Genomic DNA, 2,080 nt, shown 5'->3' with positions numbered 1-2,080 from the left:
TGAGCTGATTTTTGCCCTGCATCAGCGCTTCGTAAATGCACTGGCGCCGGTCTCTACGACTTCGGGTCAGGGCACAGTATCCCATCAGAAATGGGCAGTCACCTATGTTGATTTCACACCCCCGAGAAAAAAGGCGTCCCTATTGACGCCGTCCTTCAAAGCCGCCATCGAAGGAATAATGCGCCCTGTGACTGTTGTTAGCTTGGTTGACGCCTTAATTGTTAACCTGGAGTTAGGACTTCATGTGGGCCTTATCGAGCTGCTTGAAAACGCTGGGGGAGGAAAAGAACGAACCTTGCGGCTGAAGTTTTCTGACAGATTTCGTCGCCCTGATGGCAGTGATGGACCTCATAAATTGAAACGTATGTGGCTTCTGGTACGGTTATTGAAAGCGATCGGACTTCATAAAGATGCCGATAGCATGGAGCTGGGTTACAACCCTGCAGTGGGAGAAATTATCGTCGAATGCGTCCGAATAACATCCACTCAAGCCATGTTGGGTGCCTTCCAAAAACTGTTCACTGTGGTAACTGCAACTCGTGACCTGGATAGTCTATTGAGGGGCATAGCTATTTTTGAAGGAGATCAATGGAACTTTAGCTTGCTTGCAGAACGCCTTAACAGCAATGCTCCAGTAGAAACCGACAGGTTCGCCTTTCAACATTGTCTTTTCTTAATGGTTTATTGGAAGTTCAATAAGATGACTTTCAGTTGCTACCCGTTATTAAGTACTCCCCACCAAGAGTTTATTGATCATAGTCGGCAGTTGGTAGCATGTATGAAAAAATCGGAGGATCATCTTAAGGAAATGTTAATGAGTGATGAGGTCAGTGAGGACACCCGCAGGGAACTATTACATCATCTTTTATTACTAGATCCCAATAAAGCTAACGCCATCTCATTGATTGAGCATATCTATGGTTTGAGTGATCAATACTTTGTGGTTGAGCCATCCCACAATTACCGACTGAAATTTTATATTCCACCGTGTCAGCCGTCTATGGCTCATAAAGAAAAGGTCAGGGATGTTCTGCTGAAGCATGGGTTGAAATATGCCAGCCAACAGATTAGAAACGATAGGGATCTTGTATTAACAACCATTGCCGAAGCCCCGGATAATCTGGAATATGTTAGTGAAGAACTGAAGGGTGATAGACATGTTGTCATGACCGCAATCACGCGGGATGGGTATCAACTGCTCTATGCAGCTCCGAAATTTCAGGATGATGATGTTGTTGTAAAGACTGCTATCTCAAAGACTCCATCGGCTCTGAAGTATGCAAGTGAGAGATTACGAGGAGATAAAAACATTGTTCAAATCGCAGTTGCCAGAGATATTCGTAACTTAGATTACGCCAGTGAAGAGGTATTGAATGATCGCGAGTATTTGCTGAACTTAATTGAACATAATTCTCATGCTTTCATGTATGCGGCTACTGAGCTTCAGCATGATAATGCCTTTATCCGTTCAGCAACCCTCAGAAACCCTGAGCTTCACAGGCTTCTTAAAGCTCTGGGCCTGGAAAAAGTCGATGATGAACCTTAGTGACGGGTAATGGACTGCTGTTTACCGGACTTTTATGGCTCAATCTCCAAGTACCATCTGGTCAGGTGCTTATCACCGATAGTTAAAGCTATTCTCTAACGTTATTTAACCTTCATTTTAATCGTTGTAATGTGTAATCCGCCTGGATTATCTGATGAGCACTCTCACTGGCATTCAGACGACTAAGTCTTTTATATCCTGATCAAATGGTTTTTTCGGGCTGATGTGTGAACTTTATAAAAAAAACATAGTCAAACGAAATTAATTGATTAATGCGACAAGCTCCTGACCATTAAATCATGGATTAATATTAACTTTAAAGGAATATCTTGATGTTACCAGATCGTGTTGACACATCATTTCAGCATATCCCGCCAACGAATCCAACTCAGGATAGCGAGGTCAGTGATTCATTCAAAAGGCATTTCCGCGATCCTGATACCAGTGGCGTTCCGATCGGCGAAACACCACTGGCCAATCGCCTCTGCAGCGCCTGCAGTTTATCTTCTTCAGATCAGGCTGCTGACTATTCTC

At 43.7% G+C, this 2,080-nt stretch carries 2 protein-coding genes; both read left to right on the top strand.

The window, feature by feature from the left end; all coding sequences use genetic code 11:
* Nucleotides 1–1,546 (top strand): DUF4116 domain-containing protein (locus KDK19_RS15990; protein ID WP_257275204.1); only part of this gene is annotated, 1,546 nt, incomplete at its 5' end.
* Nucleotides 1,547–1,878: 332 nt separating this feature from the next.
* On the top strand, nucleotides 1,879–2,080 hold a 202-nt coding region (locus tag KDK19_RS15985), incomplete at its 3' end, for a hypothetical protein (protein ID WP_257292350.1).

This window comes from Endozoicomonas sp. ONNA1, assembly GCF_024606325.1.
Lineage (GTDB): Bacteria > Pseudomonadota > Gammaproteobacteria > Pseudomonadales > Endozoicomonadaceae > Endozoicomonas_A.
This window is presented reverse-complemented; position numbering and strand designations above follow the sequence as displayed.